The organism is Microbulbifer harenosus (assembly GCF_005771435.1).
GTDB lineage: Bacteria > Pseudomonadota > Gammaproteobacteria > Pseudomonadales > Cellvibrionaceae > Microbulbifer > Microbulbifer harenosus.
The window spans coordinates 20,720-46,617 of record NZ_VANI01000024.1; the positions used below are offsets into that span (position 1 = coordinate 20,720).

Below are 25,898 nucleotides of genomic sequence, written 5' to 3' on the forward strand. Positions count from 1 at the left end.
AGGGATGTATTGAAGGGGGGCGCCTAGCTCGGTACTGAAACCTTCCACCCAGTGCTAGGCCGCCACCTAACGATCTACGAAGCGCCAGTTGACCAAATTTCAGGTCACGCTCGCGTTGTATTCAGAGATCAGTTGTCCATCACATTAAAATTCCCCTATACTCCGACCCAACTTGTCGGAGTGCCTTCGGGCTGAGATCGCAGTAGCGAGATCCGTTGAACCTGATCGGGGTAACCCCCGCGTAGGGAACAAGATCTGAATTCGCTTATTTTTCGGGCATAAATAGCGTTCCTTCGCCCCCGAAAACCGCTCACTCACTGCACCCCGGCAATCCACACACGGATAATTTACGCAAGGGGTCAGCATGTCTCAGGTCACGGAACCAAAAGCCGCCAACACAAAATCCAGCCGCGCCGCCCAACAGGAGCGCGCCAAAGAATTCCTGGACAACCTCACCGCCCAGCAATTCCCCAACTCCCGCAAAGTGTACCTGCAGGGCGAAACCGAAAGCATCAATGTCGGCGTGCGCGAAATCTGCCTCGGCCAAAGCCTTGTTGGCGGTGACGAAAGCAATCCTGTGTTCGAGCCCAACGAACCCCTGCAGGTCTACGACACCGCCGGCCCATACTCCGACCCCGCCTACAACCCCAACGTCCGCGAAGGCCTGCCCAAACTCCGCCAACAGTGGATCGAAACCCGCGACGACAGCGAAATTCTCGACTCCCGCCAGGCCGCCTACAGCCAGAAACGTATGGCGGACCAGGGTCTCGACCACATTCGCTTCGACAATTTACCGGCCCCACGCAAAGCCAAAGCCGGAAAAAACGTCACCCAGATGCACTACGCCCGCCAAGGCATCATCACCCCGGAAATGGAATTTATCGCCGTGCGCGAAAACATGGGGCGCGCAAAGTTGGCCGAACAATTGACGGATGCGGACTATAAAAAAGCCCGCGAAGGCATCTACATTCCACCGCAGATCACCCCGGAATTCGTCCGCCGCGAAGTCGCCGAAGGCCGTGCAATCATCCCCGCGAACATCAACCACACCGAGTTGGAACCGATGATCATCGGCCGCAACTTCCTGTGTAAAGTAAACGCCAACATCGGCAACTCTGCGATCACCTCGTCCATTGAAGAAGAAGTGGAAAAACTCGTGTGGTCCATCAAGTGGGGCGCCGACACCGTCATGGACCTGTCCACCGGCCAGAATATCCACGAAACCCGCGAATGGATCCTGCGCAACAGCCCCGTACCTATCGGCACCGTGCCGATTTACCAGGCGCTGGAGAAAGTCGATGGCATCGCCGAAGACCTCAATTGGGAAGTGTTCCGCGATACCCTGATCGAACAGGCCGAACAGGGCGTCGACTACTTCACCATCCACGCCGGCGTACTGCTGCGCTACGTGCCTCTCACCGCCAAACGCGTTACCGGCATCGTTTCCCGTGGTGGCTCCATCATGGCCAAGTGGTGTCTCGCCCATCACAAGGAAAACTTCCTCTACACCCACTTCGAAGACATCTGTGAAATATTAAAAGCGTACGACGTCAGCTTCTCCCTCGGCGACGGCCTGCGCCCCGGCTGCATCGCCGACGCCAACGACGAAGCCCAGTTCGGCGAACTGCGCACCCTCGGCGAACTCACCGAAATCGCCTGGAAACACGACGTCCAAACCATGATCGAAGGCCCCGGCCACGTCGCCATCCACAAAATCCGGGAAAACATGGATGAGCAGCTAAAACACTGCCACGGCGCCCCGTTCTATACCCTCGGCCCACTTACCACCGACATCGCCCCCGGCTACGACCACATCACCTCCGGCATCGGCGCCGCCATGATTGGCAGCATGGGCTGCGCCATGCTGTGCTACGTAACCCCCAAAGAACACCTCGGCCTTCCCAACAAAGAAGACGTAAAAGAAGGCCTCATGGCCTACAAAATCGCCGCCCACGCCGCCGACCTCGCCAAAGGTCACCCGCGTGCCCAGATGCGCGACAACGCGCTGTCCAAAGCGCGCTTCGAATTCCGCTGGGAAGACCAATTCAACCTCGGCCTCGACCCCGAGCGCGCCCGCGCCTACCACGACGAAACCCTTCCCAAGGAATCCGGAAAAGTCGCCCACTTCTGCTCCATGTGCGGCCCGAAATTCTGTTCGATGAAAATCACCCAGGATGTGAGGGACTATTCAAAACAACTAGAGGCGGCCAAACAGGAAGCAGAGAAGGGCATGGAAGAAATGTCGATCAAGTTCAAAGACATGGGTGCCGAGATTTATCACAAGGCTTAATCTCCCGGACTCAATAGAAACTTTTGAGCTCGAAGCGAAGGCAGTGATGCGGGTAAGCCTTTGCCAGACCTTCCGCGAGAGGGACCTCGCGGAAGAGCCCCCATGGATGGGTTCACGGCGTGTCTGGCAAAGGCTTACCCGTAGCACTGCCGCCCGACACTTGCCGACAACAACCCTCGGAAAAACGTAGTGGCAGAAGCTAAATTAAATATTGCGATAGCAGGAGCCGGCCTGATGGGCCGCCTCCTGGCGTGGCGCCTGTCAGCAATGGGCCATCAGGTCACGCTTTTCGAATCTGGCAGTCTGGACAAGCCGGCTGGGGCCTGCCATACCGCCGCCGGCATGATTGCCCCCCTGTCCGAGCTGTACCACTGCCCACTCCCCATTTACCACATGGGTATGCAAAGCCTGCAACACTGGCCCCAGTGGGCAAAACAACTAGAACAACAAACCGGAACCAACGTCGACTACCGCCAGACCGGCAGCATCCTCGTTGCCCACCCACAGGACCGCAGCGAACTCCTGCAATTCCAGCAGGAACTCACTGCAAAACTCGGCAAAGAAAACACCGGGCAACTGCACTGGCTTGACAAAAACACCCTCACAAAACTCGAACCGGAACTCGACCGATTCGACCAGGGACTATGGCTCGCCACCGAAGCCGACATCGACAACCGCAAACTTCTCCCCGCACTGCACCTGGCGCTGAAACAGAGCGACGTCCGGATTCACGAAAACACCCCTGTAAACTGCACCCCGCGAAAAATCCACACCGCGTCCGCCAGCGAACAATTCGAGCTCGTCATCGACACCCGCGGCCTCGGTGCCAAACAGCAAATCAAAGGTCTGCGCGGCGTACGCGGCGAAGTCTTGGTGGTGGAAACCCAGGAAGTACAATTGAACCGCCCCGTGCGTCTGCTGCACCCCAGATACCAGCTCTACGCCGTACCCCGGGCGGATCACCGGATTGTCATCGGCGCCACCGAAATCGAAAGCGAAGACATGAGCCCGATCTCCCTGCGCTCCAGCATGGAACTCTCCAGCGCGCTTTACTCCATACACCCCGCTTTTGCCGAAGCGCGGATACTGGAGACCCGCGTCAACTGCCGCCCCGCCACCATGGACAACATGCCCCTGCTGGAAACCGAACCCGGCCTGATCCGCGTCAATGGGCTCTACCGCCACGGTTACCTGCTGGCGCCGGCGCTGGTTGTACAGGTGGAGATGCAGATTCAACAAACAACTTCAGACACAGCACAGGTGACCCGATGCAACTAATGGTCAATGGCGAAGCGATAACGATTCAACCCGGCGGGAAAACAGTTGAGTGCCTACTGCAGCAACTCGGCTATCAGGGCGAAACCTTCGCCGTCGCGCTGAATGGCGACTTCGTCGCTCGCGACACCTATGGTGAAGTCGCACTCAACGAGGGCGACAGTGTGGATATCGTTGCGCCTGTCGTAGGCGGATAACGGAGAAGTAGAACATGGCCGACAAACTGAACCTCTACGGCAAAGCGTTTGACAGCCGCTTGCTGGTGGGCACTGCGCTATACCCATCTCCCGCCATCATGCGCGAATCCGTGGCTGCCTCCGGGGCGGAGATCATCACCCTGTCCCTGCGCCGCCAGAGCCCGGCACAGCAGCAGGGAAAAATGCTTTGGGACTATATTCAGGAGTCAGGCTGCCAGCTGCTGCCCAATACGGCCGGCTGCAAAACGCCGAAGGAAGTCGTCGCCCTGGCGGAAATGAGCCGGGAAATATTCGGCACTGACTGGCTCAAGCTGGAAGTGATCGGCGATGACTACAACCTGCAGCCGGACCCGTTCGGACTGATTGAGGCCGCGCGGGAGCTGGTGCAGCGCGGCTTCAAGGTTTTACCTTACTGTACCGACGACCTTGTTGTGTGCCGAAGACTACTGGACGTGGGGTGCGAAGTGCTGATGCCGTGGGGATCCCCCATCGGCACCGGACGCGGATTGATGAACAAATACAACCTGCAGACCCTGCGCGAACGCCTGCCGGATGTGCCATTGATTATCGACGCCGGTATCGGCGCACCGTCGCAGGCCTGTGAAGCGATGGAGTTGGGATTCGACGCCGTGCTGCTGAATACCGCCATCGCCAGGGCGCAGAACCCGGTTCTGATGGCAGGTGCGTTCCGCTTGGCCGTGGAGTCTGGCCGCGCCGCGCGCAACGCCGGCCTGATGCTGAAGCGCCAGACCGCCAGCCCCAGTACACCGACGCTGGATATGCCATTTTGGCAGCAGGCCGTCAGCGAGGGTGAAAAGGCATGAGTTCCTCTCAGCAGTTTCGTCCAATCGTATGGACGATTGCCGGCAGCGATTCCGGTGGCGGCGCCGGCATCCAGGCTGATCTGCTCACTATGCACGACCTCGGCGTGCACGGCTGCAGCGCGATCACCGCGAATACTGCGCAGAATACGCTCGGCGTACCCGCCATCAACCCGGTGGCAGACGCGGCGCTGCAATCCCAGCTGGAAGCATTGTTTGCCGACCTGAAACCGGCGGCGATCAAGATCGGCCTGCTGGTGAATGCGGCACAGGTGCGACTGGTGGCGGATTTCCTGCGGGCGATGAAGGCGCGTGGCGAAGCTATACCCGTGGTCTACGACCCGGTGGCGGTCGCTTCTATCGGCACGCCGCTGACCGAAGACAGTACCGGCGAGGCCGTATTGAACGATTTGTTGCCCCTGTGCGACCTGCTCACACCCAACAGCGTTGAGCTGGAGTGGCTGGCGGGAATGCCGGTCGATAGTGCCGAGAAAATGTTAACCGCCACGCGCCGTGTGCGCGGCGAGCATGCCTGCGCGCTATTGGTTACCGGCGGTCATCTGGAAATCGAACCCGGTGTCACTGCAGACCTTTTAAGCCGCGGTGCTGGTGAGAGTCTTAGTGAAGACTGGTTGATCGGTAAGAAAATCGAAACTCTCAACAACCACGGCACCGGTTGTACTTTTTCTTCCGCAATTGCCGCGCTGCTGGCGCAGGGCTATCCATTGACGGACGCCTGTGTAGTGGCCAACGCCTACGTGCGGCGCGGCCTGCGCCTCGGCGGCAGCGGCGCTATCGGGGCGGGTGCCGGTCCCGTGGGGCACTGCGGCTGGCCGACAGAGTTGAGAGATTATCCCGAAGTGCTGGTGGCCGGCAGCGAGCGCGCGCAGCGGTTCGCGAAATACAGTGAACCGGCCGCGTTGAAATGGGCCGCGGAGTTTGCGCAGCCGGACTCCAACCGACTGGGGCTGTACCCGGTGGTGGATTCGGTGGATTGGATCGAAAAGTTGGCGAAAGAGGGGGTGCGCACCCTGCAGCTGCGGATCAAACAGCCGGGCAGTGACTTGCGCGCTCAGATCGCGCAGGCAGTATCCATCGGCCGTCACTACAATTTGCGTCTTTTTATCAATGACTATTGGGACATCGCCATCGAGTGCGGCGCCTACGGCGTGCACCTGGGGCAGGAGGATCTGCAGACGGCGGACCTGAACGCCATCCAGCGTGCGGGGCTGAAGCTCGGCATCAGCACCCACGGCTTTTTTGAGTTGCTCTATGCGTATCAGTACCGCCCGAGCTATCTCGCCATCGGCGCCATCTACGCAACGAACACCAAAGACATGAGCAGCCAGCTGCAGGGTCCAGACAAGCTCGCGCGCATGGCGGCGTTATTGCCGGATTACCCGCTCGTAGCTATCGGCGGTATCACACTTGATCGGGCGCAGGAGGTGGCCGCGAGTGGGGTGGGCAGTATTGCGGTAGTCAGCGCGATTACCGGCGCCCCCAACTACCGCGAGGCTGTGGCACAATTGCGTGCAGTATTGGAACAGTGAGCTGTGGAGTCGCATGGTGTTGAGTCGCAAACAGTTGCAGCGTTACAGCCGCCAGATCATGTTGCCGCAGATTGGTGAATCCGGGCAGGAAAAACTGAATGCCGCGCGAATACTAATCGTCGGACTCGGAGGGCTTGGTAGTCCAGCCGCCCTGTATCTGGCGGCAGCGGGGGTTGCTGAAATGCATCTGGTGGATGGCGACAGAGTCGAGATTTCCAATCTGCAGCGTCAGATCCTGTACAAGACTAACCACCGAGACAAGGAAAAGGCCCAGGTGGCCGCGCAACAGCTGACAGCGGCCAATCCGGAAATCCGCATACATGCGCACCCGCGCATGGCCGACGAAGCCTGGCTTTCTGTGCAGCTCTCTCAGCAGAAGTTCGATCTGGTGTTGGACTGTACCGACAATCTCAATATCCGCCACGCCATCAACCGCGTGTGCCGCGCGCAGCGGGTGCCGGTTGTGATGGCATCGGTACGGGGGTTTTCCGGGCAGCTCGTGAGCTTTGATTTCCACGCTGCAAGCAGTCCCTGCTACGCGTGTCTGTTCCCCCCTGCGAAGGTGCAGAGTGAGCTGCCGGAAGCGGAAAACTGCGCTACCGTCGGCGTCATTGGCCCCGCTCTCGGAATAGTGGGCAGCGCGCAGGCGCTGGAGGCGATCAAGTTTATCGCTGGCCTGCAGGTGCCCAGTCTGAACCGACTGCAGTTGTTCGAGGCCGCGAGCCTTGAATGGCGTGCGCTCGCAGTATCTTCCAATAGCGCGTGCCCCGTATGCGGCGGCGTGTGAAGCGGAATTTCCCGGCCCGCAATCAGGTATCAGCGCGCAGCCAGTGATATTTCATTCAACAATTGCGCATACTGCCCGGTAACCACGTTCATATTGCGTAACATGATGTCGGTTGTTCCGGTTACCACGTGGATCTGCCGTGCCTCCGACATCTGCATGTCGCCATCGAATCCGCGGCTTGCGTAGCTCAGGTGCCCGCGTGTTTTCAGTAGATTACGGGTGATCTCCGGCGTGTTGAGTGGGCTTTCCAACAGGAACGCTAGCATCTGTTCAAATTCCGCCAGATCCTCATACAGCATCTGGCTGGCGTCGTCGCCTGCAATGCCCCAGTGGTGCGCCACATAATTTTTGGCGATACGTTGTGAGAGCATCCTCTGGCGACCGGAAATATTTACCAGCTCCGCGCTGCTGTGTTTGGCCAGCGCCTGCAGCCGCATCACATAAGTATGCGCTGCGGGCAATAGGGTATTGCTGCGTCTGAACAACTCCGCAGCGGTGACTTTATTGGCGGGTTCGCGGGCAATCTCCGCAAAGCCGCGCCACTCTTCCTGCACCTTTTGCAATACGTCGCGAACCGGAGCCGCCGGCTCGAAGCTGGCCAGTTGATGCAGATTGCGCTCGAATTCCCGCATCGAGCGCTCAAAGACCAGCCGGTGCTTTTCAACATCAGGCTGCACACCTTGAAGGATGTAGGCCTGAGTGATGCGCTGCGACAACATGCGCTGACGACCGGCAATGTTGATAGCGTCACCCATATTGAAAGCGGGGATATCCGAAGCGCTATTCGCGGCGCTGAGCTCACCGCACAGGAGTAGCAGGATCAGGACAAACACACATTTCATATTCGATTTCCTGGATCTTGGTTGGACATTCGGGGAGGAAAAGGCCCGGCCTTGCGGCCGGGAAAGGCTCAACGAGTGAGTTGGGAAGAGGTTGATCGTTGTGTGCGAGGCATCAGAACTGGGCTTCGGCGGTTAACCACAGCCTGTCGGTATCTACACTGAATTCGTCCGCGTTGTACGCGCTGTACTTCATACTGAGGTTGACGCCTGCCAGCTTCCCTCCCACAAGAAATCCGGCTTCGCTGCCGAGCTTGTCTACACCCGATACGTTGGTGTCGTCGGAATTGAGCTGGTGGTAGTTCAATGCGAATTTGACACCGCCCAGACTCGTGCCGACAGAGAGGTAGATGTCTTCAATACCACCGGCGATGTTGCCGGAGCCGCCCCCGAGGAACATGTCGGTCCACCCCTGGAATTTATGCAGTGTGGCAAGAGGAGTGATGAACTGACCATTGGCGCCATCGGCACCCAGCAATTCATAGCCGCCCGCCAGGGTAACCGCCCCGAATTTGTAGCTCGCTTCTGCCAGCAGGTAGTTGGCATCGTAATCCGCCGGGTTGTTGGCAGCGGAAGATTGCACGGCATATTCAAGTGTGTAGCCGAGATCCGCTTGGCTGCCGGCGAAGCGCAGACCGTAGGTATCGGTCGAGAAGGCCGCGGCATCCTCGTTGTCCAGCAGGTACGCGTAGCCGGTCAGTGCGCCGGCGGAAAATCCGGAGTACTTGGCGTTCAGCAAGTAGGTATCACTGCGGTGATCACCCGCAGGGCTGTCTTCACCAAAAATTCGGTTGACGTTGTGGATGTGTGCCAGGAAAAGACTGGTATCGGCGAGGCTTGTGTTGCTCACGCTGACGCCGTCGTAGGTCTGCTCGTTCTGACGGAAGCCCACACCGCCGATAAAGCGCTGGTTATCCAGCAGGATGCGCTGGCGACCGTACTTCAACGTGGTGGCGCCCGCCGTGTAGGCCAGGTAGGCCTGGTTGACCTCGGTGCCCTCTGCATCGGCTACGCCGCCTTCGAAATCGGTTATGTGGGTGACGTCATCCATCTCAATCAGGGTGCTGAATCCCTGATAGCTGGCAGAGGAGAACGTCAGACGGGTGAGCAGGCTGGTGAGGTCCAGCCTATCACTGCCGGCGGCGTCGACCATTTCGGTGCGCGCACGGAAGCCCAGGGTAACGTCCCCCTGGCTCAGAGCATCGCCGAAGCTGGTTACCACCGGAGCTTCCTGCTCAATCGATTCCTGTGCCAACGCGGGAACACTGGCGACAGCGATGGTTGCGGCACCGATGGTGCTGGCCAATGTCCGGCGAGACAACAGGGTGGTGGTCTGAAAGGTGGAGGTGTTGGTTTTCATTATTTGGATTCCTGTTCCTGGGTATTCAAATACGGTCTGTTGTTTGATGATCCACTGGTGTTGCCCGCGGCAGTGATCCCTGGAGATTACACCGATTTTGCGGCGACCCGAGTGGGAATTTCACGTTGCCGATCAGGCGGCGTCCCCGACAGCTTTCGCGGTGTGTCCGGATGTCCAGGCGGGGGTAGCGTGAGCCGAAGCCGGAGCGGCTTTCTTTTTCACCGGTACATCTGGTTTGCTGTGGCGCTCGTGCAGAAATTTGAGAACTTGCGCACGGTACTGGTTGTATTGCGGATTGTCGGCGAGTGCGAGGCGGTCGCGGGGGCGCTCGAGTTCCACACTGAGAATTTCTCCGATCGTTGCAGCGGGCCCATTGGTCATCATCACAATGCGATCAGAGAGAAGTACCGCTTCATCCACATCGTGGGTAATCATGATGATGGTGTTACGCAGCTCTGCCTGGATTTCCATCAGTGAGTCCTGCATATGTGCGCGGGTCAACGCATCCAGTGCACCGAAAGGCTCATCCATCAGGAGAACTTGTGGCTGCATGGCCAGGGCGCGGGCGATACCAACGCGCTGCTTCATACCGCCGGAGATTTCACCCGGGCGTTTGTGCATGGCGTGGCTCATGTGTACGAGCGCCAGGTTGTGTTCGATCCACGCGCGCATTTCCGCTTTGGATTTGCTCTTGCCGAACACCTGCCTCACAGCCAGTTCCACATTTTCATACGCGGTGAGCCAGGGCAGCAGCGAGTGGTTTTGGAATACGACGGCGCGTTCTGGGCCCGGTTCGGTGACCTCCCGACCATTGAGAATGACGCCGCCGCGGGTTGCCTGATAAAGACCGGCGACTACATTCAGCACGGTGGATTTTCCGCAACCGGAGTGTCCGATCAAGGAGACGAACTCCCCCTGTTGGATTTTCAGGTCCACATCGCGCAGGGCTGTAAAGTTGCCCCGAGGTGTGGGAAATTCCATGTCGATATGGCTGATGTCCAGTAGTACGCTCATGGGGTTGATCTCCGTGTAAAATTGTTTCTGCAGTATTGGGTGCGCGATTAACTGACGGCTTTGTCCCAGGACACCAGCCTCTGCAACATCAGCATGCCGCGATCCAACAGAAAGCCGATAAAGCCGATCACCAGTACCGCCGCCATGATGCGCGCGAGTGAGTCTGAGCTGCCATTTTGAAATTCATCCCATACGAATTTTCCGAGCCCCGGATTTTGCGCCAACATCTCCGCCGCGATCAGCACCATCCAGGCCACACCGAGAGACAGGCGCATACCGGTAAAAATCATCGGTACCGAAGCGGGCAACACGATTCTCCGCACATGGCGCAGAGCGGACAGGCGCAGCACCTTGCTTACGTTCACTAGGTCCTGGTCGATCCCCGCCACACCCACTGCGGTGTTGATCACCATAGGCCACAGGCAGCACAGGGTTACGGTGATCAAGGAGTTCAGAAAGGACTTTGCAATCAACGGTTCGGGGCTCGTATAAAGTGCGGACACCACCATGGTCACCAGCGGCAGCCAGGCAAGGGGAGAAACCGGCTTGAATATCTGCACGATCGGATTGATGGCACTGTTCAGGGATTTGCTAAGGCCGATGGCGATTCCCAGTGGCACAGCGATGACCACCGCCAACAGGAAACCGCACATCACTGTGACCAGGCTGGTGCTGATTTGGTCGATGAACGTTTCCTTGCCAGTGTATGCGCGAATTTTGGGCTGGTAGGCTGGATCCGCGGCGACACGCTCCGCGTTGCGTTCTTGCTGACGCTGGTAAAACGCGCGCTCTTTTTCCCGCGAACGCTGGTGCTCGCTATAGAGCGCGTCGAACTGTTCGATTACTGCGCTGGGCCCGGGGAATTTTCCGAGCGAAGTATCTATGTTTTGCGCGGTGGCCGACCAAAGGAACAGAAACGCCAGCATACCCAACAGAGGCAGAGCCAGTTGCCGGAGAACGGTAACGACAACACGGCTGTCGAGTTGCGGGATCCGCACCTTAAAGAAATTTGAGAGCTGCGCGGCAGTGGTATTCATAATTTGTTACCTCGGTTCTCGGTAAACACTTCGGTCTATGACGTTCGGGGCGTATCGGGCGCTGAGGATGGCGGCGGATACGCCCGCCGGCGTTTAGAGTTTCTGGCCGGACTTCAAGCCGATGGTGAACTTGTCGATATATTCGTTGGGCTTGTGGCCGTCGTAGACGATACCGTCGATAAAGTGTGTCTGCGGATCGCGGAATCCGTCTTCACTGGCGAAGTCCGGGAACTGATCGGCACTGGCCAGTTTGTCGGCAACCAATGATCTGGCCGCAGCCTGGTAGATGTCCGGGCGGTAGACCTTTGCGGCCAGCTCTTTGTACCAGTCATCGGATTTGTCATCGGAGATCTGCCCCCAGCGTCGCATCTGGGTCAGATACCAGATAGCGTCTGAGTAGTAGGGGTAGGTGGCGTTGTAGCGAAAGAACACATTGAAATCCGGGACTTCGCGTTTGTCGCCTTTCTCGTATTCAAAGGTGCCTGTCATGCTGTTGGCGATCACCTCATAGTCCGCACCCACATAGTTTGATTGAGACAGGATCTTTACCGCTTCCGGGCGATTGGCGTTGTTGTTTGCATCCAGCCACATGGCTGCGCGAATCAGGGCGCGGGTGATGCGCACGGTGGTGTTGGGATACTTTTCAGCGAATTCTTTTGTGATCCCGAACACTTTTTCCGGATTGTCCTTCCATATCTCGTAGTCGGTCACCACAGGTACACCAATATCTTTGAATACCGCCTGCTGATTCCATGGCTCGCCCACGCAGTAGCCATAGATAGTCCCGGCTTCCAGAGTGGCGGGCATCTGTGGTGGCGGGGTAACGGAGAGCAGGGCGTCGGCGTCAATCTGCCCGGAAATGTCGCCCTTGTGCGGTGCGTAAAAGCCGGGATGAATACCGCCGGCAGCGAGCCAGTAGCGCAGTTCGTAGTTGTGTGTGGATACCGGGAAAACCATGCCCATATTGAAAGGCTTGCCATCCGCCTTGTATTTTTCTACCACGGGTTTCAGCGCATCCGCCTTGATCGGGTGTACGGGCTTGCCATCTGGCTGTTTCGGGATGTTTGGTTTCATCTGCTCCCAGATGGCGTTGGAGACGGTAATACCATTGCCGTTAAGGTCCATGGAAAAGGGCGTGATGATCTCGGCTTTGGTGCCGAATCCCATGGTGGCGGCAATGGGCTGGCCGGCCAGCATGTGTGCGCCGTCGAGGCGACCGTCGATCACGCCATCCAGCAAGACTTTCCAGTTGGCTTGGGCTTCGATGGTGACGTAGAGACCCTCTTCCTCGAAATAGCCCTTCTCATAGGCGATTGCGATAGGCGCCATATCCGTGAGTTTGATAAAACCAAAGGTGAGCTCCTCTTTTTCCGGATAGCCGAGTGCGACGACCTGCGCGCTGGCGCAACTTATTCCAGCCGCCGCTACCAGCGGGGCAAATATTTTCTTGAAGGGCATTTTCCAGTTCATGGGTGTTGTGCTCCTGCGATACAAAGGGTTATCTGAGTTCGGTAAAAAAATCAGCGCAAAAAAAAAGCGCTCACCGATGTCCTGCAAACGGGGCAGGATCGGTGAGCGCCTCTGCTCAAGGGCAAACGCCAATGCGTTGCCAATCTAGTTATTTCCGGGTTTCAGGGAGTACCCGGCAAGTCAACGGAAACGGTCGTCGGAAATGAGGGGCGTCAGTTGCCGGTTCATTTCGGTGCGGAGGATGTATTCCGCCTTTACCGGTAGCATTGCAGTCTCTGTGCCAACTTTTTTGTCGGGCGTGTTGTGAAGCGGTCTATGGACCTGGCAAGTCGAGGTTCTGGCAGAGAGGGCAGTGCGATGGGATTGTGTTGCAAGTAATTGAATTTTCTACGGCTTTTTACGCGGGGTTGGATTTGGGAGTGTTTAGTGGATTCAGGTTGGAAAAATACTGGCAGCAGATTTACTTGCGGGGATTTGGCGGCTGGGGGTAGGGGATTCAAAGAAATTTCTGCAACGCAGCTGTGTCATTTTCGGTGCGCGGCGCAAGCCGATGTGGTGCGTACGCCTGAAAATGGAGCAGAGAGCGGGATAAAAAAAGGCCGGATGCTTGGCATCCGGCCCCGTTGACAAGGTGTTGTCAGAATGTATATCAGAAGCTGTAGTTCAGGGATGCGCCCACCAGCCAGGCTTCCAGATTAGTGGTGCCCCCATCGAAGTAGGTGCCGAGGCCCTGGACTCCGGGAACTGGCAGTGTACCGGCGATGTTCGCGGGAATGGGCAGTGCAGAGAACTCTTCAATTGGCTCGTCGTCGCCCCACAGGTAGGCCAGACCGGCGTCGATGCTCAGCTGGTTATTCCACTTGTAGGTGCCCCCGATGGTCACCCATTGACGATCTGCGTCGGGGATGGACAGGGTGCGCCAGGTAACCGGCAGTCCGGCGCCGCCGCCCAGGCCGTAAGACGCTGTTTCTGCAACCGCGTCCTGGTTGATGCCATCGCGGGCTGCGCCCTCGTCGTAGGCGTAGCCGACGCGCCAGGTAACCTCTTCACAGGGGTAGTACTCCAGGCCCAGGCTGTAGCGCCAGCCGCTCTTGAAGTTTTCTTCCTTGATATGCAACGGGTTGTAGTCAATCGGGCCGACGCCATTGGCTGGTTGATCCGGGAAGAATGCCTCGAGGCGCTGGAAGTCATCCCAGTCGGTCCAGGAAGCGCCAAAAGCGATGCCCCACTGCTCATGGAAGCGGTGATAGATACCCAGCTCGGCGATATCCGGCAGGTCCAGAGTCAGGTTGGCCGGCTCATTGTTCAGCAGAGCACCAGTGGTAAGAGAGCGCAAGAGATCTGAGTTTACGTCCGCCTCGATTTCCGGGTCCAGCTCCGACTGGTAGGAGAGGCCGATGCGGGTACGGCCGTCCACACTGCGCCACAGCGCGCCGATGCTCCAGCCGTAATCCCAGTCATCACCGTCTGCATCCAGAATACGCGCACCGGCCAGACTTGGGGCCAGACTGAAATTGGATGGAACTGTGGACTTCAATGTGGCATCCGCATACAGAAAATTCGCGGATACGCCAATGCTGAACTGGTTGTTGTAATCAAAGGCGACAGACGGCGCAATATTCACGCTCAGCAGCTCTGTCTTGTCGGCAATGTGGGTGACCGGCCAGTTGGAGGCGAAATCAGTCTCGAGACCATAGTCGGTATTGACGGCGAGGCCGAAAGACCAGCAATCGTCAAAGGGAACTGCCAGATACGCATTGGGTACCCAGGCGCTGCTGGCATAGTCATTGGCTTCCGCATAAACAGAAGCTGCGGGAAACGGGCCGGTTTGTGTGAGCAGGTAGTAGTCGGTGGTGCCGGCGGCGTCGATTTCCGGATTCACATAGGTCACGCCGACAGAAAAGGCTATTTCATTGAACAGCGCAGAACCGGCCGGGTTGCGGGCGAGAATGGCTGCGTTGTCGCCGATGGCGTTTTCTGCAGCGAAGGCGCGGCCGAGACCGGAGCTGCTGGATTCCTGAAGTAAAAAGCCGGCGGCCATGGCACCGCTGGAATAAATGCCGCTGGACACGGAGCAGATGGCCGCGGCCAGTGCGGCCTTACGCAGTGTTTTGATAGTCATGAGGTCCCACTCTATTGCTGAATTTTATGCCGACGGGAGAAGGATGCCCGAGTCTGGCTGAGAAGCATTTCCAGAAATGGTTTTTCAAAAGCAAACAAATTCCCAGTAGCTTGATTCTAGCAGTGAGAATTTTACGTTCGTGGAGAATGCGACGACTTTATAGTAGCCCTAAGCGGAAAAATCTACGTTTTGGCGTAGATTTTCATGAAGATGTGAGAAAATTTTCCGGCTCAGTTTTCTATGCGGACTTCTTTGCCGTCGATGGATAGTTTTGTCAGGGTGATTTGGTAGCTTTTGCCATTATCTTCCTGCTGCATAAGCTTTACCAGTGCGTAATTCCACTCCGGCGCAAACCAGATGTTCGTGACGCGTTCGGCATCTTCTGCGCGCACACGCTGTACCTTGATCGTTTCGATCACACCCATTGATGTATTGAGTTTCTCCTTACCGGAGATTTCAAATTCGTATTCGCGAATTTTTTTTCCGTCGGCCACTAGGTATTTCAATGGCGACTTGCCGTTGGCGATGTCGACAGCCAGTTGCAGCTGGTAACTGATCTTGTCCTGAACGTTTTCCGGCGCATTGTTGATGCTGCGGGATTTGTCGTAGACATTGATGACACGACTGGCGTTGTCTTCGAAGTTGAGCGCGGTGTGGCGGTCTTTGCCGAGGCCGGATTTCTGATAATCGTAGTGTTGGGGAATCAGGCGCAAACCCTGTTGGGTAAAGCGGGAGTATTCTTCGATTTTCGCGAACATGGAATGAGCGGAAAAATCCAGGCGCCAGCTGTTCTGGTTGCCGCTGAGTCTGCGCTCGGCGGTGACGCCAAAACCGCTGAATTCTGCCTGGTACGTGGCGGAGAAGGGAACAAGTACTTGGGCGGGCGGCGCCGAAGGCGCGCTTTCCTCGGCAAATGAGGCCGCGCTGACAGCAAGCGCGAAGAAAAAAGTGAGAATAGCGTTGAATGCTGCGTAGTGGGACAAGATTCCACCTCCGGCCTGTAATTCTGATTCCATGACTCAGGCCGGAAGTGTAGCCGGCCTGTCAGTCGAGACGTTTTCCCGAACGGGGCAGCAGTTCACCATCCAGCTCGACGCGGTCATCGACCATTCTCAGCCGCCCCTGGGCAAACCAGCTGGCGGCCAGCGGATAGATCCGATGTTCCTGCACCAGCACCCGTTGTGCAAGGGTCTCGGCGGTGTCGCCGGACTCGATGGGGACTGCCGCCTGCAGGATAGGCGGGCCGCCATCCAGCTCTTCGGTGACGAAGTGCACAGTGGCACCGTGCTCACGGTCACCGGCCTCCAGCGCGCGCTGGTGGGTGTGCAAACCCTGGTACTTGGGCAACAGGGACGGGTGAATGTTCAACAGGCGACCGCTGTAGTGGCGCACAAAACCCGGTGTGAGGATGCGCATAAAGCCAGCGAGGATTACCAGATCCGGGCGGTAGGCGTCGATGACCTCGACCATGGCTTCATCGAAGCTTTCGCGGTCGGTGAAGTCCCGATGGCTCAGGACTTCGGTATCGACGCCAGCATTTTTTGCCCGGGTCAGGCCGTAGGCGTCCGCTTTGTTGCTGATTACGGCTTCCACGGTGTAGCCGCAAGCGTCATCGGCGGCCGCGTCGAGAAACGCCTGCAGGTTGCTGCCGCTGCCGGAAATCAGAATGACAGCGCGGCATTTGCCAGTACTTTTGGAGGCGAGGTCAGGGGTTGTCGGCATGGAGGGTCAGAGTCCCGCCAGCTCAACGGCTTCGCCGCCGTTACCGGCTTCGATGCTGCCCACCACAAAGGCTTCTTCACCCAGTTCCTGCAGTCTTGCCAGCGCCTTGTCCGCGTCCGCGGCCGGTACACAGATCACCATGCCCACGCCGCAGTTGAAGGTGCGGTACATCTCGCGGCCTTCGATATTGCCGGCCTCCTGCAGCCAGCGGAATACCGGCGGCAGCTCCCAGCTTTTGGTGTCGATCACGGCGCGGGTATTCTCCGGCAGCACGCGCGGCAGGTTTTCCAGCAGGCCGCCACCGGTGATGTGGCAAAGGGAATTGACCTGCACTTCTTTGATCAAGGTCAGCAGGTTCTTCACATAGATGCGGGTGGGGGCCATCAGCGATTCGGCCAGGGTTTTGCCTTCCAGGTCTTTCTGCAGATCGGCACCGCTGATTTCCAGCACCTTGCGGATCAGCGAATAGCCGTTGGAGTGGGGGCCGGAGGAGCGCAGGGCGATGAGCTTGTCGCCCACGGCTACCTTGCTGCCGTCGATGATTTCGGATTTCTCTACCACACCAACACAGAAGCCGGCGAGGTCGTAGTCATCGCCTTCATACATACCGGGCATTTCCGCGGTCTCACCACCCACCAGAGCGCAGCCGGACAACTCACAACCCTTGCCGATACCGCCCACCACGTCTGCAGCGATGTCGACGTTCAGCTTGCCGGTGGCATAGTAGTCGAGGAAAAACAGCGGTTCGGCACCGGCTACCACCAGATCGTTGACGCACATGGCCACCAGGTCGATACCGATGGTGTCGTGGATGCCGAGGTCCATAGCCAGGCGCAGTTTGGTGCCAACGCCATCGGTGCCGCTGACCAGAACCGGCTCTTTATAGCCGCTTGGCAGCTGGCACAGGGCGCCAAAGCCGCCCAGTCCGCCCATCACCTCCGGGCGCGCGGTACGCTTGGCAACGTGCTTGATGCGCTCAACCAGCGCGTTACCCGCGTCGATGTCAACGCCGGCATCTTTATAGCTGAGAGAGGGAGTGGTGGGCTTGGAATCGCTCATGGTTCAACCTGTAAGGGCCAGTTTCGGAGGGCGCGTATTCTAGTGGAAAAAGTACACAATGTGCGAACTGAAGGCTGGGAGAAATAGCCGACACTGATACAATAGCCGCTAATTGACTGCCGGGAGGCGACTCCCAGCGCGCAGGTGCACCGCAAGCCGCTGCCTGTAGCCAGTGTGGTCGCACGCAAAATCATAAGAGGTAAGGGGGCTGAGAGCCGATGCCATTAACGACGAATTTCCGTGTGGTGCTCTGTTTCTCGCTGTTATTGGCGGCAATCATGCTGGCAATGCCGTCTTCGGCCAGAGTTTTGCCCGATCTGTACGAAGTAAGCGAAGCGGTACCCAGCCGCGGTGCCACCGACCGTGCCGATGCCGCGGTGCGTGGCCTGGGGCGGGTTTTCATACGTGTGACCGGTGACCAGAAGATCACCAGCGACGTCAAACTGGCGCCGGTGTTGGCGCAGGCACAGAAGTATGTGCAGAGCTATCGCTATGACAGCGACAACAACCAGTTGTATCTGAACCTGACCTTCGATCCCAAGGCGGTGAACGAGCTGGTGCACCAGTTGCAGTTGCCGTTGTGGCCCAACAACCGCCCCGGCACTCTGGTGTGGATGGCGGTGGATACGCTGGAGCACGGTCGCGACACCCTGGGCCAGGACGATTATCCCGAGCTGTTTGGCCTGTTGGACGGCCTCGCCATGGAGCGCGGTCTGCCGCTTGATTTTCCGGTGATGGACCTCAACGACCAGCGCAATATGCCACTCGGCAGCCTCTGGGCCCAGGACGAGAGCGCCGCCCAGCAGGCGGGCGTCCGCTACCGCCCCGACGCCACTCTGATGGGGCGTTTGCTGCAGACGTCGGCCCAGCGCTGGCAAGCCAACTGGCTGTTGATACACGGAGGCCGCAGCTATGCATTTGATGCCGAGGGCAGTTCTCTGGAGGAAGTGGCCCTGCGCGGAGTGAATGAGGCTGCCAACCGGTTGGCTGAACGCTATGCCGTGCGCGCCGGTGACTCTGGCGTCGCCAGTGCGGTGCTGGTGGAAATTGCCGGTATCCGCAGCTTTGCGGATTACTCTGCGGCCACCCGTTACCTGCAGGGGCTGGCTCAGGTCAGCAGTGCCGATGTGCTGGCGGTCAACGGCGACCGGCTGACCCTGTCTCTCACCACCAGTATCCAGCTGGAAACGTTGCGTGACGTACTGTCGCTCAACCGCAACCTGCAACTGGCGGCGGAAGATGGGCTGGTGGATCTCACCGGTTACCGCGCACCCTTAGGCAGTGCGCAGAATCCGCTTCGCTACAGCTGGCACTGATCGTGGCGCAGAATAAACAATCTGGTGGCGTGCCACAGCAGCTCTCGCTGGGTGTTTCCCTGCGGGACGACGCCACTTTTGCGAATTTTTTCCAGCCCTGCAGTGAGGGTGAGGGGCTGGAAAGTGGCAATCGACAGATCGTCGGTCTTCTGCGGGCGTTTGCCAGTGGCGACAACGCCGAGCCCTGCATTTATCTGTGGGGAGAGTCTGGTAGTGGTGTCACTCACCTGCTGCAGGCGGCGTGCCAGGGGGCGGAGATCGCTCATCGCGGGTTCCAGTACCTGCCACTGGCGGACCTGATCGACGGTGACCCGGAGGTAATGGTAGAGGGGCTCGAATATCTCGATCTGGTGTGTATTGACGATCTCCATCTGATCGAAGGCCGTCGCAACTGGCAGACGGCGCTGTTCCACCTCTACAATCGTCTCCGCGACAGCGGCCGCCAGCTGTTACTCGGTGCGCGCAAGTCGCCCCGCGGTTTGGCGCTGGAACTTGCGGATCTGCAGTCGCGCCTGCAGTGGGGGCTCACTTTCCAGCTGCATCCTCTGAGCGACGACGACAAGCTGGCGGCCCTGCGGCAGCGCAGCAGGCTGCGCGGTTTCGATCTCTCGGAGGAGGTGGCGCACTACATCCTCCACCGGGCACCCCGGGACACCCGTGCGCTCTTCGCCTGCCTGGAACAGCTGGACCGCGCATCGCTGCAGGCCCAGCGCAAAATCACGATCCCCTTCGTCAAACAGGTTTTAAATATCTGAACCTGCACCAGCCCCGCGGCCGGCGCATTTGCCCGGCCTTTCTGGCATTTGCTTCTACACTGTATTCGTTAGCGTGAATTTATCCGCCGGCACCGTTTGCAGCGACCGGCACACAGTGGAGGACGCGCATGTTCCAGTTTCCCCGAAATTTCCTGATCCGCACCGGTGCTGCCGCAATACTGATGAGCGTGGCGGCTTTTGCGAGTGCGCAGACCGTGGTCAGTGTATTGAAGCTCGACAGCAAGGGCGTCGGCACCCTGCTGGGTACGGTCACGGTTTCAGAGACGCCGTATGGCCTGGTGTTTACACCGAATCTGAAGGGACTGCCTGAGGGGCAGCACGGCTTTCACCTGCACGAAAACGGCAGCTGCGAGCCGGCGGAAAAGGACGGGAAAATGGTGCCGGGGCTGGCGGCCGGCGGACACTACGACCCGCACAAGACCGGCAAACACGGGGCGCCCTGGGGCGACGGCCACCTGGGTGACCTGCCGGCGCTGTATGTAGACGGCGACGGCAAAGCGACGACCCCGGTGCTGGCGCCGCGGGTGAAGACATCCGACCTGAAAGGGCGGGCGTTGATGATCCACGCCGGTGGCGACAACTACTCCGACCACCCGAGCCCGCTGGGTGGCGGTGGCGCGCGCATGGCCTGCGGTGTTATTCAGTAGTGGCTTTGAATTGATTTGGTGGCGGCGCTGCTGCCAGGTGCAGCCCCCGCCTCCACCTTCTGCGCGCTGAAGTCGATTGCATAAGAATCATCCGCACACTGGCTGTCTAAAACCTGTCCATCCACAGAGCGCGCCAGCGCATCAAAACACCGTGGCAGGGGCCAGGTCGGTTTGACGATGTTCAACCCCTGTTGCGGTGTGCACACCTCTCCCGGCAGGCACCAGCCCTCTGGTTCCTGTTGCGGAGCATTGTTGCTGGTGTGGCGAAACTCCGACACTGCATGGTACACGAGCCGCCGCGCGCGGTTGAGGCTGCCCAGCGGTTCCCATTCGCCCACCCCGCGCCAGGGGTTCATGGAGAGGTTTTCGCAGAACTCCCACTGCGCCTCGCTGGTGAAGGTTTGCGGCGGGATGTGAATGCGCGCGATGGGGATAAATGGCGAGTCTTTTTCTTCCCAGATCACGGTGGCGTCATCCAGTGGTGTGTTGGCATCGGTGTTGCGCGGCTGCACCACAAAGTCAAAGCAGGCGCTGGCTGACTGCAGGTTGTCGGCGAGCTGTGCGGTGAGGAAGTTCTCATCGGATTGGTCGACGGTGATCGGATAGTCGGCGCCGGCGCAGGGACGGCTGGCGAATTTAATTTCCGTTTCCCCCAACCGGTAGGGGAGGATGGAGAAGTAGCGCTCTTGCAGTGGGGTGTCGATGGTAGACGACACGGTCTGCGCGGCCCGAACCAGCTGTTTCAGATGCAGGCGCGGCGGCCACAGGCTGAAAAACCATCCGCTTCGGTCGAGCCTGGCCAGATGCTGCATGTTCTCCGCATAGTCGTGGATGTTGCGATTGAAAAACGCCTGGTTGTTGGCCATCAGGAAATCCTGGGTGCCGCCGGCACCCAGCTCTGGCGCGAGAGGCGTACCGTTAACTCCCATCAGCTTGATCGCCATTCCGCGCGCGTCTTTCTCGCCGTCGGTCTGCACCAGCATGTCGCCATTGGAAAAGCGAATCCAGGCCTGGTACCGGCGCCCGGGGTTGGCGAACACGCTGTGGCGGAACTGATTGGGAATATCGCCGTTTACTTCAAACTCCGCGCGCAGGCAGCCGGTGGCCTTGGCATGGGCGTCGCGGCGAAACCGGTCGCCGTAACGGGGGCTGTTCTGCTGCTGTGCGGCGCGGGAAACGTCGAGCCCCGCCAGCATGGCGGAAGCGATGGCGTCGCGCTCCGCACTGGATACATCCATACCCAGTTGCTGGATACTGGCATCCAGCGCGCGCAGGGATTCTCGCCTGTGTTCATGGTCCTGGTCGGCGAAGCTTGCTGCGCAAAAAAAAGTAAATGCCAGTGCCGATATCTTGACCGTGGTGAGAAGGGTGTAGCTCATGGTTGCACCTGCCTCTGCACCAATGTATTTCCCGGGTTGCGGCGGTACTTGTCGCAGGCCATCTCGCCAATGGCGCTGGCGGGTGGGGCCGGGTACCGATCCCAGTTCTGCGGGTCGCCGCCGAGAGCAGTACTGAATTCGGGGTTACCCATTACCTTGAGGTATTCGATCAATGCCATGCGCTCGCGTTCACTCAGGCGGCTGCCAATACGGCCGGCGACGTCGGCATCGGTAAACAGGTGCCCGCTGTTGCTGTTACCGTCGAGGGTAGTATCGAACTCGAAACTTCCCGGGCGCATATCGGTGACGTAGCCGAGCTTTTGCGGATTGTATTCGCGGTGGCCGAGGCCAAATTTTGTCGGGCGCACGGCCAGAGGTGAAAGCAGGTCGTAAATGGTGGGTACCGAGCCGTTGTGCAGGAATGGCGGTGTCGCCCACACTCCGTGGAGCGGACGCGCCTTGTAGGCCGGCTTACTGGCGATGCGGAAAGGAACATTGAGACCGTCGTAGTCGGCGATGCCATTGTGGTCACTGGAAATGCCGCGGTTTTTGTACAGCACGGGGACCAGCTCATTCAGTAGCAACTGCAGTCCATCGCCGGCGTTGACTCGCCGGCTGTCGGAGTCATCGGGGTTTGGTGGTACCAGCGGGCCGGGGTCGTAGGTATGATTCAAATAGTTGCGCGCAGCGGTCGGGTCGGTGCCGATAACGGCGATATCAATCCAGGGAAGCGCCCACAGGGACTCGCGCCAGTCCTCCCGCACCGGGTGATTCTCCTCGTCATAAGAAATCTGCCCCGCCATATCCCACTGCCAGTTGACACTGCCCTGCTGCGCCGGATTTTGTTCCGGTCCGCCGGCGACCGGCCAGGCGTAAGGGGCTGACTCATGTGGACCGTGGCAGTGGGCGCACTGGTCCGCGAACAGTGCTTTTCCCTGGCGGGCGCGCGCGATGTCGATTTCCCCCAGCACATCTTGCGGCCACTTCGGCGGTTTGAGCTTGCGCAGGGTGGTCTCGATACACTGCATACCCTCCACGTCGATAGTGGACTGGCCAAACTCTCCCTCCGGCAGCAGTGCGCCACGTTCATCCACCAATTTCACCGGCGCCATCACCCCGAGGCTCTCGCCTACATTGCGCGCCATGGCCTGGTTGGTAAAACCGGTGTACTGCACCCAATCGAAACGCCAGATATCCCAGAGGAAGGGGTAGCTGACCGGCGCATTGGCGATCTTGTAGTTCTCCTCGATGCCGAGATTGTAGCCAAAGACCACGTTACCGATGCGCCCGACCGCATCGGTGCGGCCGCGGCCCTCGGGGGTGGGGAAGAGCGTTGACTGACCGGGGCCCCGGGAGAATTTCCACACTTCACCCAGGTAGCGTTTAAGATCCTGTTTGAGCTGTTTGCGCGCGACGGGGTCATCCCCGGCAACCCGGTCGGCGAAGCGCGCCCATTTTCTCGGGTTGATGAATGTTTCTATCGCGGCGGCGTTCAGCGCAACGATGAACTCCCCCGGCGCGCTGGTGGATATACCGTGAATGGCCTGACCGCCGTCCACCCGCAGGGCGGTGCCCCGATAGTGCAGTTCGCCGGTGTGGCAGAGGGCGCAGCCGAGATCGAGGCGCTCGGTGTTGTCCTCGTTGTTCAGGTGTCTGCCCATGCCGACAGGGTGCAGTCCCGCCTCGCTTTCGGTGCTACTGCCGCCGCTATCGACAATAAATCCCCAGCCGCGCAGATTATCAGCGCTGGCAAGTGGGTCCCGGGAAAACGGCAATTCCAGTGCGGTCAACCAGCGATAGTGCAGCCCCTGCAGCTCGGTGCCCTGAGGGGTGGTGTAGAAAAGCTCGCGGTCTTGCGCGGTCCACCCCTGGTCGAGATAACGCACCTCGGTAATGTGTTCGCGGGTGATTTTGGGGGCGAAATACTCGCGGGCGATGGTACAACCGGCAAGCACGGTGGCGATGGCAATGGCCAGAAAGGTGAATGTGCGGCCGGCGCGGCGAACAGCAGGCATTTGCCGTAAAGACATTTGAAAATCCATTTTGATTTTTTATAGAAATGCTGGTTTTGCGCTGTGACGCCGGATTGTAAATGGCGTGGGCGGAAAAACAAAAGCCGGGCATGGATGGCAGTAATCGCCTTCCATGCCCGGCCTGTAATCGTAATCAGAGAATGTCTGGAAAATCAGTTACTGTTTCTGGTCTCTTCGATCCAGTCATCCACCAGCTCTTCCAGCACATCCAGCGGCACCGCACCGTTCGCCAGCACGACGTCGTGAAATTCGCGAATATCGAACTTATCGCCCAGCGCCTGTTTCGCGCGCTCGCGCAACTCGACGATTTTCATCATGCCGATTTTATAGGCGGTTGCCTGGCCGGGCATAACGATGTAACGCTCAATGGCCTTCTGCACATCCGCAGGCGGGTTGGGGGTGTTTTCCGTCAGCCAGTCGATGGCCTGCTCGCGGGTCCACTTCTTGCTGTGGATACCCGTATCCACTACCAATCGTCCCGCGCGCCAGAGTTCCATCGCCAGGCGGCCGAAGTCGGAATACGGGTTCTGGTAGAAGCCGATCTCCTTGGGTACCAGCTCGGAATAGAGCCCCCAACCCTCGGTATAGGCGGTATAACCGCCGTATTTGCGGAATGAGGGAACGCTCTCCAGTTCCTGCATAATGGACAGCTGCATATGGTGGCCGGGGATGCCTTCGTGGTATGCGAGCGCTTCCATCTGGTAGGTGGGCATACTGCTCATTTTGTACAGGTTGGCGTAGTAGATGCCAGGGCGCGAGCCATCTGGCGCGGGACGCTGGTAAAACGCTTTGCCCGCCGATTTTTCACGGAAGGGTTCTACCGCCTTCACGATCAGATCTGCTTTCGGCTTGGTGATGAACAGTTCGTCCAGGCGGCCTTTCATGGTGTCGATGATGGCGGTGGCTTCTTTCAGGTAGCGCTGTTTGCCATCTTCGGTTTCCGGGTAATAGAACTGCGGATCGGTGCGCATGAATTCGAAGAATTCCTGCAGGCTGCCGTCAAACTTGACCTGCTTCATGATCGCGCGCATTTCGTCGTGGATGCGCGCCACTTCCTCAAGACCTTTTTGGTGGATTTCGGCGGCGGTCATGTCGGTGGTGGTATAGACGTTCAGGCGGTGCTGGTAAAACTTGTCGCCGTCGGGAAGCTTCCACGCGCCGTCATCGGTGGTGGCTTTTTTCTCCAGCTCGGCGAGATAGCTGTTCAGGTTTTCATAGGCGGGCTTCACCCGTTCAAGCATGGCCGTTCTGGCTTTTTCAACCAGCGCGGATTTCTCCTCGTCACTGATGCTGAGCTTGTCTACCTTGCCTTTGAAATCCGCATACAGGGTGCTGTCTTTGCCATCGTCATAGGGCGCACCGGTGATCAGGTTTTTGCCGTCGCTGATCACATAGGGGAATACAAACTTGGGCACGATGACGCCCGCATCGGCGCGTTCCTTGAGGTTGGCGATCAGCTGCTGGAAGTGTTCAGGTAGTGCATTCAGGCGCACGATGTAGGCTTCCGCATCGGAGATATCATCGATACGGTGCTGGTTAATCAACAGTGAGGCAACGCCGGTGTGGGTCGCGTACATCTGATTGACTGGGTAGGTGTGCAGCCGCCACTGATAACCCTCGATATCCTGCTCCAGATTGCGGATGGCGAGTTCCAGCGACAGGCGGGTGGCATCGTCCAGCTGGGTTGGATCAATTTTTTTCAGCGCTTCCAACTGCCGCTTGTTGATCTCGTGAGTTTCCTCTTCAAACGCCGGTGAAATGTTATCCCACTTGTCGTAGCCGTCTTTCATGCCGAGGAAGGTCTTGAACTCCGGGCTGCGGTCAAGGTGTGTCTGGAATTGTTCTTCAAACAGCTGGTTGGTACTGGCGATGACGTCCGGGTTGCCACTGCCTTGTCCGTCGCCCGCAGCTTCCGGTTGGGTGGCGGCCGACTGGGTTTCGGCACTGTTCGTGACGGAGGGTTGTTGGTCGGTGTTCGCGGATTCCCGCTCACAACCCGCCATGGCCAGGGTGCTTATGGCAGCGGCCAGCAAAGTCATCTTCAGCTTCATGTTGTGCTCTCAGCTTCTGTTTTAGAGGTGTGTCTGCTTGGTTGCAGCGCCTGTGTTGTACCCATAACTGCATAGCGATGCAAATTCCGTGTGCGGGTGCTGGAGGCGGGTGTAAAACGGCGGACATAAAAAAAGCGGGCCGCAGCCCGCTTC

21 protein-coding genes and 1 riboswitch are annotated in these 25,898 nt (G+C 58.7%); of the genes, 9 read left to right on the plus strand and 12 right to left on the minus strand.

The window, feature by feature from the left end; translation table 11 throughout:
* Positions 1 to 166 precede the first annotated feature (166 nt).
* Positions 167 to 265, plus strand: a riboswitch (TPP riboswitch).
* 99 nt (positions 266 to 364) lie between these two features.
* The 6 genes from thiC to FDY93_RS18480 all read left to right on the plus strand — a co-directional run bounded on the left by thiC (position 365) and on the right by FDY93_RS18480 (position 6,920).
* A complete protein-coding gene (gene thiC, locus FDY93_RS18455) occupies positions 365 to 2,290 on the plus strand; it encodes a phosphomethylpyrimidine synthase ThiC (RefSeq protein ID WP_138237234.1) in 1,926 nt (641 codons plus the stop codon).
* Positions 2,291 to 2,479: 189 nt separating this feature from the next.
* Positions 2,480 to 3,568 carry a glycine oxidase ThiO gene (gene thiO, locus FDY93_RS18460; protein ID WP_138237235.1) on the plus strand — a complete coding sequence of 363 codons (1,089 nt, stop codon included), beginning with the start codon at positions 2,480 to 2,482 and terminating at the stop codon, positions 3,566 to 3,568.
* Entirely contained in the window at positions 3,559 to 3,762 is a 204-nt protein-coding gene (gene thiS / locus FDY93_RS18465; protein ID WP_138237236.1) for a sulfur carrier protein ThiS, read from the plus strand. The genes thiO and thiS overlap by 10 nt, the downstream gene beginning before the upstream one ends.
* 14 nt (positions 3,763 to 3,776) lie before the next feature.
* Positions 3,777 to 4,586 (plus strand): thiazole synthase, encoded by an 810-nt coding sequence (locus FDY93_RS18470; RefSeq protein WP_138237237.1) that lies wholly within the window; start codon positions 3,777 to 3,779, stop codon positions 4,584 to 4,586.
* Entirely contained in the window at positions 4,583 to 6,133 is a 1,551-nt protein-coding gene (gene thiE / locus FDY93_RS18475; RefSeq protein WP_138237238.1) for a thiamine phosphate synthase, read from the plus strand. The genes FDY93_RS18470 and thiE overlap by 4 nt, the downstream gene beginning before the upstream one ends.
* A gap of 16 nt (positions 6,134 to 6,149) precedes the next feature.
* Entirely contained in the window at positions 6,150 to 6,920 is a 771-nt protein-coding gene (locus FDY93_RS18480) for a HesA/MoeB/ThiF family protein (protein ID WP_138237266.1), read from the plus strand.
* Positions 6,921 to 6,949: 29 nt separating this feature from the next.
* On the opposite strand, the gene FDY93_RS18485 is transcribed toward FDY93_RS18480, so the two are convergent.
* The 9 genes from FDY93_RS18485 to purM form a co-directional block, all read right to left on the minus strand.
* On the minus strand, positions 6,950 to 7,762 hold the full coding sequence (locus tag FDY93_RS18485) for a type IV pili methyl-accepting chemotaxis transducer N-terminal domain-containing protein (protein WP_138237239.1): 813 nt from the start codon (positions 7,760 to 7,762) through the stop codon (positions 6,950 to 6,952).
* A gap of 112 nt (positions 7,763 to 7,874) precedes the next feature.
* Positions 7,875 to 9,119, minus strand: a complete 1,245-nt coding sequence (locus tag FDY93_RS18490) for an alginate export family protein (protein WP_138237240.1) — start codon at positions 9,117 to 9,119, stop codon at positions 7,875 to 7,877.
* Positions 9,120 to 9,251: 132 nt separating this feature from the next.
* Positions 9,252 to 10,133, minus strand: a complete 882-nt coding sequence (locus tag FDY93_RS18495; protein WP_138237241.1) for an ABC transporter ATP-binding protein — start codon at positions 10,131 to 10,133, stop codon at positions 9,252 to 9,254.
* A gap of 47 nt (positions 10,134 to 10,180) precedes the next feature.
* Entirely contained in the window at positions 10,181 to 11,170 is a 990-nt protein-coding gene (locus tag FDY93_RS18500) for an ABC transporter permease (RefSeq protein WP_138237242.1), read from the minus strand.
* Positions 11,171 to 11,263: 93 nt separating this feature from the next.
* Positions 11,264 to 12,640, minus strand: a complete 1,377-nt coding sequence (locus tag FDY93_RS18505; protein ID WP_220446248.1) for a CmpA/NrtA family ABC transporter substrate-binding protein — start codon at positions 12,638 to 12,640, stop codon at positions 11,264 to 11,266.
* A 649-nt stretch (positions 12,641 to 13,289) separates the two neighbouring features.
* Complete coding sequence (locus FDY93_RS18510) at positions 13,290 to 14,762, minus strand: OmpP1/FadL family transporter (RefSeq protein WP_138237243.1); 1,473 nt, start codon at positions 14,760 to 14,762, stop codon at positions 13,290 to 13,292.
* Between the two features lie 230 nt (positions 14,763 to 14,992).
* Positions 14,993 to 15,745, minus strand: coding sequence for a DUF3108 domain-containing protein (locus FDY93_RS18515; protein ID WP_246068648.1), 753 nt, complete (start codon positions 15,743 to 15,745; stop codon positions 14,993 to 14,995).
* A gap of 61 nt (positions 15,746 to 15,806) precedes the next feature.
* A complete protein-coding gene (gene purN, locus FDY93_RS18520; RefSeq protein WP_138237245.1) occupies positions 15,807 to 16,484 on the minus strand; it encodes a phosphoribosylglycinamide formyltransferase in 678 nt (225 codons plus the stop codon).
* Between the two features lie 6 nt (positions 16,485 to 16,490).
* Complete coding sequence (purM, locus tag FDY93_RS18525) at positions 16,491 to 17,543, minus strand: phosphoribosylformylglycinamidine cyclo-ligase (RefSeq protein ID WP_138237246.1); 1,053 nt, start codon at positions 17,541 to 17,543, stop codon at positions 16,491 to 16,493.
* 218 nt (positions 17,544 to 17,761) lie between these two features.
* Between purM and FDY93_RS18530 the strand changes: the two genes are divergently transcribed.
* The 3 genes from FDY93_RS18530 (at position 17,762) to sodC (ending at position 20,282) form a co-directional block, all read left to right on the plus strand.
* Positions 17,762 to 18,859, plus strand: coding sequence for a DUF2066 domain-containing protein (locus FDY93_RS18530; RefSeq protein WP_240914290.1), 1,098 nt, complete (start codon positions 17,762 to 17,764; stop codon positions 18,857 to 18,859).
* A 2-nt stretch (positions 18,860 to 18,861) separates the two neighbouring features.
* Positions 18,862 to 19,614 carry a DnaA regulatory inactivator Hda gene (gene hda / locus FDY93_RS18535; RefSeq protein ID WP_246068649.1) on the plus strand — a complete coding sequence of 251 codons (753 nt, stop codon included), beginning with the start codon at positions 18,862 to 18,864 and terminating at the stop codon, positions 19,612 to 19,614.
* Between the two features lie 128 nt (positions 19,615 to 19,742).
* Positions 19,743 to 20,282, plus strand: coding sequence for a superoxide dismutase family protein (gene sodC, locus FDY93_RS18540; protein ID WP_138237247.1), 540 nt, complete (start codon positions 19,743 to 19,745; stop codon positions 20,280 to 20,282).
* Here sodC and FDY93_RS18545 read toward each other — a convergent pair.
* The 3 genes from FDY93_RS18545 to FDY93_RS18555 form a co-directional block, all read right to left on the minus strand.
* Positions 20,276 to 21,661: a catalase family protein gene (locus FDY93_RS18545; RefSeq protein WP_138237248.1), complete on the minus strand. Its 1,386-nt coding sequence runs from the start codon at positions 21,659 to 21,661 to the stop codon at positions 20,276 to 20,278. The genes sodC and FDY93_RS18545 overlap by 7 nt on opposite strands.
* Positions 21,658 to 23,691: a c-type cytochrome gene (locus FDY93_RS18550; protein WP_246068650.1), complete on the minus strand. Its 2,034-nt coding sequence runs from the start codon at positions 23,689 to 23,691 to the stop codon at positions 21,658 to 21,660. Before FDY93_RS18550 ends, FDY93_RS18545 begins: the two co-directional genes overlap by 4 nt.
* A gap of 155 nt (positions 23,692 to 23,846) precedes the next feature.
* On the minus strand, positions 23,847 to 25,745 hold the full coding sequence (locus FDY93_RS18555) for a DUF885 domain-containing protein (RefSeq protein WP_220446249.1): 1,899 nt from the start codon (positions 25,743 to 25,745) through the stop codon (positions 23,847 to 23,849).
* Between the last annotated feature and the right edge of the window lie 153 nt (positions 25,746 to 25,898).